A 7,796-nucleotide genomic window follows, 5' to 3' on the forward strand; every position below is an offset into this window, starting at 1 on the left:
CGCATTCAATACGATCTATTTTTGAGTTGTTCATGTCTACTCCTTATTTGGGTTGTGAGTATGGTCTGAAATTTGAGATTAATGAAGAATATCCAATCGTTCTCAAAGTGTAGTTTAAGTAGAAATCAATCTATTAAGATTTTTTCCGTTCCATTCGCGACTCCCAAAGCGGCTCCGATTCACCCAACCGGTGATTGACCACACGGGCAAGTACAAATACTAGGTCGGAGAGCCGGTTAAGGTAAATTAGTACCTCTGGATTTACCGCCTCCTCTTTAGCCAGAGTGACGACGCACCGCTCAGCACGACGGCAAACAGTTCGGGCGAGGTGAATCGCGGCACCACCCGTTGAACCGCCGGGCAGAACAAAGTTCTTCAGTGGTGGGAGTTGGTCTTCAAACCGGTCAATCTCCCGTTCCAGTTCAGGAGTCAAGGTTGAAGGGATTCTCATACTGGCGGCTTTCGGGTGTGCGTCTATCGTTGCGAGATCCGCTCCGACATCAAAGAGTTCGTTCTGGATACGGTGGAGGATAGCATTTATTTCGTCGTCCCGGATCTGACATCTCGCGGCCCCGATGCAGGCATTGAGTTCATCAACCGTTCCGCAGGCCTCAACGCGCTTGGCGTCTTTCGGCACACGTGTTCCACCATAAAGTCCTGTCTCACCGGCGTCTCCAGTTTTGGTATAGATTTTCATGCTGTAGCCTTTGTCCCTTTTTTTGCCATTATAGCAGATCGGGTGAAAACCTGCAACGCAAAGATATATACCATCGAAAATAAATACAAATAAAGCAATATGCCGTAACCTCTGTTTTCCCGTTCTCTCGTTTTCCCGTCTTCCCGCTTTCTCCCTTCGTGCCTTCTTTTTCATTCGGTTGGTTGGGGGATTATGCTATAATGGCGATCGATCCCAATTATAACTGTCCAGATAAGGAGAAAGCAGGTATGCACGAGAATAGACGTAGGGCACTTATGGAAAAAATAGCGGGGGGGGTGGCAATCTTTCCAAGCGCGTTGCAAGCGATGCGTACACACTCGACCGAATATAGATACCGCCAAGACGCAAATTTCTACTATTTGACCGGCTTCGAGGAACCGGAGGCGGTCTGCGTCATAGCCCCAGATCACCCTGAACATCAATATATATTATTTGTTCGTCCCCGTGTTCCGGAACAGGAGGTCTGGACTGGAAAGCGTGCTGGTGTCGAGGGTGCAAAGGAACACTTCGGCGCAGATGAAGCCTATCCTATTGAAGAATTTGACGAAAAAATATCCGAATATATCGGTACTTCGGATCGACTCTATTACGGATTCGGTGCGGACCATACCTTTAATCAGAAAATTGTCGAACTACTCAAGGGATATAGACGGCATCGCCTGCGCGAGGGAACAGGACTGACCACGATGATTGACCCCACCGACATCCTCGCAGAGATGCGTCTCGTTAAAGATGAAACTGAACTTGAACGAATTCGTAAAGCGGTAGACATCAGTGTTGAAGCGCACACCGCAGCGATGCAGGCAGTTCGTCCCGGCATGTACGAATATGAGCTAGAAAGTCTAATTGACTCAATCTACCGGAAAAATGGTGGCACGGGTCCCGCATTCCTTACAATTGTAGCAAAAGGTGCAAACGCAACCACACTGCACTATACGACGAACGATTGTCAAATCGAAGATGGCGATATGGTACTCATTGATGCAGGGTGTGAATACCAATACTATTGCGGAGATATTACGCGGACATTCCCCGCCAATGGGAAGTTTACGGATGTCCAGCGCGCAATCTACGAAGCAGTGCTTGATGTCCAGTGTGAGATTATCGAGAGCGTTCGTCCCGGTGTTTCGATCGGCGATCCTGCTCAGAAGGCAGTAGAGATGTTAACCGAAGCAATGATAGAGTTGGGATTATTGGTAGGAGAGAAAGAGAAGATAATCGAGGAACAGGAGTATCAGAAATTTTATATGCACAGCGTGGGACACATGCTGGGAGCGGAGGTTCACGACGTAGCAAAGACGCGGGAGGGCGAAGACTACAAAACCTTCCAACCGGGAATGGTCATGACCGTCGAACCGGGGCTTTATATTGACCCCGATAGCGAGAATGTCCCGACGGAGTATCTGGGAATTGGAGTGCGGATTGAGGACAATATTCTAGTTACCGAATCCGGCTGTGAAGTCCTGACCGCAGGTGTGCCAAAAACACCTGATGAAATTGAGAAGCTGACGGCGTAAATTGTATTAGTTGAGCGAGTCCAACTGACCCTGCGTTGGCTCCGCTCAGCAGAACCAATCTTCAGTCAGGCGGGGTGGTCGCTTTCGGTCAGGCTCAAAATCCATTGGGAACGCGATGGAGGATTCCTCCCTACCGATTGCGGTATACGTGAGGTTACACACGCGTTGGAAAGTTACAAACGCATCCTCACCAATCTGTGATGCACTCTCTACAGCGACAGTGACCGCTTTGTGGAGTTCATCCATTCGCGGATCGGGATGTGTCCACTGATAGGTGAAGGATTCTTGATCGAGTGTTCCAAGATAGGATTGAAAAGATGATTGGATGAGTAGGGAGGACCCGGGCGGAACAAGCAACCGTATCGTATACTGTACAGGATCGATATGATCAATTAACCCAGTATTTTCAACACAGTTGAGGAGATACAGATAGCTGTCGAGCGTCTCCCAAGGCGTGAACGGGACAAACGAGGGGCGAAGGGCGATCCCAACCTCCTCCAGAAGATCAATAACGGCAAAAACCTCGGTGCTTGCATGCCCCTTCTGAAGGTTTTCGAGCACCGTATCGTTGAGTGATTCAACAGCAGAAACAATAAAGATGCAACCGCAGTCGCGAAGTTCAGGTAGGATGGAGCGGTGTTTCAGGAGGTGCTCAATTTTGGTTGTGCAGTCGAAAGTCAGGTTTGGGAACGCTTCGTGCATGGCTTGAGCAACGCGAAGTGCATGTTTGGGACCGTTCAGGAAATCCGGATCGCCGAATGTGATATGCGCTGCACCGGCATCAACTTGCGCTCGAATATCCGCCAGTACAATCTCCTTCGGCACAACGGAAAATCTCCCTTCATAAACTGGCGGGATAGGACAGTGGAAGCAATGGTGTTTGCAACCACGGCTCGCCTCCACATAACCGGCGAGATAGGCTGTGCCATCTTTTTCGAGGTGCGCATACCCATCGAGCGATGGTAGGCGCTTCCTACTTGGCACAGGGAATGGTTCACTAGACATATCGTTGCGCCGTTTGTAGACACTTATCCTATTGTGTGAAGGCCGGAGGAGCGGTCTGAGCTGAGGGTTATTTTGAAGTGATCGCGATCTCCATCTCTTTTCCATTTGTAAGGGCGTCAACCAATTCAACCATCGATGTTTCATATTCACCACCGATGACTGAATCCGCGTGATGTTGGAGCAGGTATTCAGCGTTCAGTGAAGCGTAGAGACCGTAAAAACAGATGTGGCAGGTCGGATTGATTTTGCGAAGGCGGGTTGCGACGTGGACGCCTAAACGGAGGGCGGTGTGCATCGGCACACAAATCCCGACAAATTCGGCGCGGGCGGCTTTTTCCACATCTAGGGTTTCAACAGCGATGTCTATCACGTCCGGCGTATATCCCGCACGTTCAAGAAACCCAAGTGGGGAAGCTAGACCGATTGGCTGATGCCCCAATTCGTAACAGGAAATAAGTAATATTGCTCCCAGACGTTTCATTGTTAGTTTCACCATCGATAAAAAAGGGTAGACACATCGGTCTACCCCTAGAAACAATTACCGCTTGCCCCACCATCAGAATCATCGTCAGGTATTCCGTTTCCCTTTTACCCTTTGCTCGGTTCGTAGTAGGGATTCTCGCCGGAGGCGTGGTCGGTGGTATCAATAATATGCTTTATTTCAGGGAAGTGTTCTTGGATCATCCCCTCGATTCCTTGCTTCAAGGTTACATTTGCCATGCCACACCCTTGGCAGCCACCGCCCATGTGGATATAGATGGAATCATCTGTAACGTCCAGCAGATCAATCTGCCCACCGTGCGATGCAACCGCCGGATTAATCCGTTCGTCGATCAGTTGTTGAATCGCTTGGGCTTTGGGATTATCCCATGTCGGTGTGTTCGGGTTATCAACCTTGAAGCCGCTCGAATTCAGATCTTCCACATAATCGATGGTCGCTCCCTTTAGGTTCTCAGCACTCTCTGGATCAACCAAAACCTTGAAATCGCCACAGTCAACCACGACATCATCCGGATTGGGTTCAACTTCGAGACCTAATCCGTACTCGAATGTTGACGCAGAACGGCCATTGATACTAACACGCAATCCTTCAACTTCCATCCCTTGGTCTTCAATCACCGATTGAATCTTTTCCTTGGCAGCTTCAGTGACCGAAAGTAACGTTGCCCCCTCTGCAGTTTGCGGTTGTTTCTGTTTTAATTTATTCAGTAGATTCTTCATTGTTCTCCTTGTGTGGGTAGGTGCTACGCAGCCGGACAGCTCGACGCCTCCTTCGGAAGCCGCAGTTCCCCGGCCTCGTCGTATAGACGTTTTATACGAGCGATTGCCTCGATTTCTAATTGTCGGATGCGTTCCCTTGTGACCTCCATCTTCTCCCCAATTTCACGCAAAGTCTTTTCTTCACCGTCCTCAAGACCGTAGCGCATTTTAATCACTTCCCGCTCTCTTGCTTTCAATTTACTGAGGAGCGTATCCACTAAATCCCCTTCGACCAATGCTGCAATCGGACCAACTTCTGGATTCGCTTGCGGATCTTCAATGAAATCGCTCAAGGTCGTTGCGTTCGTTTCATCACTGAGAGGTAACTCCAACGAGACAGTACCCGAATTCAGAACTAGTAGATCTTCGATCTGTTTATCGGTCAACTCAAGCACGTCGGACAACTCCTTGATGGTGGGTTCCCGGTGAAGTGTTTGGCTGAGGTCTGCATAGGCTGAATCAAACTTGCTCGCTTTCGCAACAACATAGGACGGGAGACGGATCGAACGCGAACAGTTATCGAGCGTCCTCATGATTGCCTGCCGAATCCACCATATAGCGTAGGTACTAAACTTAAATCCTTTCCGATAGTCGAATTTGCTCGCTGCCCGCATCAAACCAATATTTCCCTCTTGGATGAGATCCTCAAGGGGAACATTATGTCCTTGATACTTCATCGCAACTGAAACCACAAGGCGCAAGTTCGCTTGGACTAGCTCATCGCGCGCACTTTCATCGTTCTGCTCAATCCGCTTGGCAAGCTCAACCTCTTGCTCTCTAGATAGAAGTCCGTGCCCTGAGACCTTCTGAAGCCAAGTGCTTAACGCATCAATTTGAGGTGTTTGCGTATCGTCCCCCGACGGCGTTGTCCACTGATCGTTGCCTTCATAGTTCTCGGTATCTTCAATCGATCCTTCAACAAGGCTGTTGTTGAAAGTTCCACCGACCGTTTCATTTGCCCTTGCTGTCATTTACCTCGCTCTCCTAAAAAGCTGTTAAACTACTGGGTTGTAACAGGGGTTAGCATCGAGTTGGCGGAATAGTAACACGATATTTTATGTTTTGTCAAGTAAATAACTTAAAAAACCTATTTTAACTTGTAAATCGGTTATTTTTCTGATATAATTTTGTTGAAATTATACTGGGAAGATTCGCTAGCTAATCTTTTTTGCCTAATCAACGAGTTACGGAGCAATAGGAATACGCTGGAGCTAGCGAAGAACCGGGAAGGTAAAACGATGAAATCAGTACCGAAAGACACACGCGGCGCAATCGTCGAACTTTTGAAAAAAAATAGCGGTATGACAGCCGGTGAAATCGCGAAGCAGTTAGACCTCCATTCCATGACAGTGCGTCAGCATCTGTCTATCCTGGAGCGGGAAGGCTATATTCAACACTATCGCGAAAAAATTAGCCGGGGCAGACCTGTCTACATATATAAACTCACTTCGGAGGCAAAGGAGAGTCTATTTCCGAATGACTACCCACGATTTGCGCTGGGGACTCTAGACGCTCTGGTAGTGATCGATGGGGCAGAAAAGGTTGACCAACTCCTTGAATATCAAATGGAGATGAAGGTCGCAATGTGTCTTAACGATATTGAGGGCAAGAGTTTACCCGAAAAGATTAAGGTGCTTGCCGCTTTTTTAGATGAAGAGGGCTATCAGGTTGAGATAGCGGAAACACCACATGCCTATATCCTTAAAGAACATAACTGTGCCCTTGAATCTATTGCAGAGAAATATCCCCAACTCTGCCAGCTCGAACTGTCCCTGTTGCAGCGGTTACTTGATGTGCCAGTTGAGCGTGAATGCCACATGCCCTCCGGGGATTCGATATGTAGCTATAAAGTCCTTAAAACTGATACCGCCCAAGAATTAAGGAAATGAAGCGGGACATCGTCCGGCCGGATCTTACCCTTACCCTTTACCTTTCCGAAAGTCGCCCAACCTGATACGGACGTAACAGCCTAGCACAGTTTTATCAGCTCAACGCTTTTTTTATCCGATCCAGTGCCTCGTCTAACCTGTCGTCCGGTACGGTCAAGACCAATCGGAAATACCCTTCACCGTACTCACCGTAAGATGCGCCTGGTGCAATTACAACCGCTGCCTCCTCAAACATTAGCGTTGCAAAATCTACAGAGTTCATCCCATCAGGCGTCGGCAGCCAGAGGTAAAACGTCCCTTTGGGTGTATCATAATCAGCCCAACCGAGCGCGTCAAAGGTGTTAAGCACCCTTTCACGGCGGTCCGTGTAGATGGGCAGCATTTCGTCGATGTGATTTCGGCATTCCGTCAAAGCAGCAATCCCAGCGTATTGAATCGCGTTGAAAATTCCCGAATCTGTATTCCCTTTAACCTTTGCCATCCCTGCGATAAGTTCTGCATTCCCCATCGCCATCCCAATTCGCCAGCCTGTCATGTTGAACGGCTTGGACAGGGAGTTGAGTTCAACGCCAACATCCTTTGCTCCCGGTGTCGAAAGAAAACTCAAAGGTTCTTCCCCTTCAAAGACTATCTCACTATACGGGTTATCGTGGCAGACAGCGATGTCGTAATTTTTGGCAAATTCAACCACTTCCGCAAAGAACTTGGGGGTCGCGGTCGCCCCCGTTGGGTTATTAGGGTAGTTAAGGAACATCGCAGTCGCTTGGTTGGCGACATCCGATGGAATATCGGCGAGTTTCGGGAGAAATCCGTTCTCCCCTGTGATTGGGACATTGTACGGTTCTCCTTCCGCCATGAAGATGCTCGCCCGGTATGCAGGATAACCCGGATCTGTCATTAACACTGTCTCGCCGGGATTTACAACTGCCAGAATAAAATGGTGGCAGCCTTCCTTGGATCCGATCAGTCCGAGCACTTCCTCCTCCGGGTCCAATTCTACGTTGTACCGTTCAGCGTACCAATCGGCAACCTCCTTGCGAAATGCAAACATCCCCTTCTCTTCGTCGATTGGATAGCGATGGTTTGCTGGGTCGGCCGCAGTACGGCAGAGTTCGTCTATCACAGGCTGCGGCGTTGGTTCAACTGGATCACCAATTCCCAAGCTGATGACATCAATGCCATCGGCGATTGCTTGATTAATTTTATTCCGTAGTTCAATGAACAGGTAGGGTGGAATTCTTTTGAGCCTATTTGCGATCTGCATCTTTTCTCCTAATTGCTAGAATTTCAGAATACCATTTCTTAAAATGTTGGGATTGTATCAGAAGCATCGTGGATTTTCAAGCGCCTTCAAGATGACATGAACATCCCGCCGTTGACGTTAAGGGTAAAACCTGTAACGTAAGA

8 protein-coding genes are annotated in these 7,796 nt (G+C 48.6%); 2 read left to right on the top strand and 6 right to left on the bottom strand.

Annotated features, from left to right (window positions below):
• Positions 1-133: 133 nt before the first annotated feature.
• Positions 134-697 carry a cob(I)yrinic acid a,c-diamide adenosyltransferase gene (locus J4G02_21140; protein MCE2397030.1) on the bottom strand — a complete coding sequence of 188 codons (564 nt, stop codon included), beginning with the start codon at positions 695-697 and terminating at the stop codon, positions 134-136.
• 248 nt (positions 698-945) lie between these two features.
• Here J4G02_21140 and J4G02_21145 point away from each other — a divergent pair, with 248 nt between their 5' ends.
• Positions 946-2,235, top strand: coding sequence for an aminopeptidase P N-terminal domain-containing protein (locus J4G02_21145; GenBank protein MCE2397031.1), 1,290 nt, complete (start codon positions 946-948; stop codon positions 2,233-2,235).
• 45 nt (positions 2,236-2,280) lie between these two features.
• On the opposite strand, the gene J4G02_21150 is transcribed toward J4G02_21145, so the two are convergent.
• The 4 genes from J4G02_21150 to J4G02_21165 all read right to left on the bottom strand — a co-directional run bounded on the left by J4G02_21150 (position 2,281) and on the right by J4G02_21165 (position 5,471).
• On the bottom strand, positions 2,281-3,240 hold the full coding sequence (locus J4G02_21150) for a radical SAM protein (protein MCE2397032.1): 960 nt from the start codon (positions 3,238-3,240) through the stop codon (positions 2,281-2,283).
• A gap of 67 nt (positions 3,241-3,307) precedes the next feature.
• Positions 3,308-3,736 (bottom strand): cobalamin B12-binding domain-containing protein, encoded by a 429-nt coding sequence (locus tag J4G02_21155; protein MCE2397033.1) that lies wholly within the window; start codon positions 3,734-3,736, stop codon positions 3,308-3,310.
• 92 nt (positions 3,737-3,828) lie between these two features.
• The gene (locus J4G02_21160) at positions 3,829-4,461 is read right to left on the bottom strand and encodes an iron-sulfur cluster assembly accessory protein (protein MCE2397034.1); all 633 of its coding nucleotides are present in this window, start codon (positions 4,459-4,461) and stop codon (positions 3,829-3,831) included.
• Between the two features lie 23 nt (positions 4,462-4,484).
• The gene (locus J4G02_21165; GenBank protein MCE2397035.1) at positions 4,485-5,471 is read right to left on the bottom strand and encodes a sigma-70 family RNA polymerase sigma factor; all 987 of its coding nucleotides are present in this window, start codon (positions 5,469-5,471) and stop codon (positions 4,485-4,487) included.
• Positions 5,472-5,738: 267 nt separating this feature from the next.
• On the opposite strand from J4G02_21165, the gene J4G02_21170 reads away from it, so the two are divergent.
• Positions 5,739-6,389: a winged helix-turn-helix transcriptional regulator gene (locus J4G02_21170; GenBank protein ID MCE2397036.1), complete on the top strand. Its 651-nt coding sequence runs from the start codon at positions 5,739-5,741 to the stop codon at positions 6,387-6,389.
• 94 nt (positions 6,390-6,483) lie between these two features.
• On the opposite strand, the gene J4G02_21175 is transcribed toward J4G02_21170, so the two are convergent.
• Positions 6,484-7,653: an LL-diaminopimelate aminotransferase gene (locus J4G02_21175; protein MCE2397037.1), complete on the bottom strand. Its 1,170-nt coding sequence runs from the start codon at positions 7,651-7,653 to the stop codon at positions 6,484-6,486.
• Positions 7,654-7,796 lie beyond the last annotated feature (143 nt).

The sequence above is a fragment of the Candidatus Poribacteria bacterium genome (genome assembly GCA_021295755.1).
Taxonomy (GTDB): Bacteria; Poribacteria; WGA-4E; order WGA-4E; family PCPOR2b; genus PCPOR2b.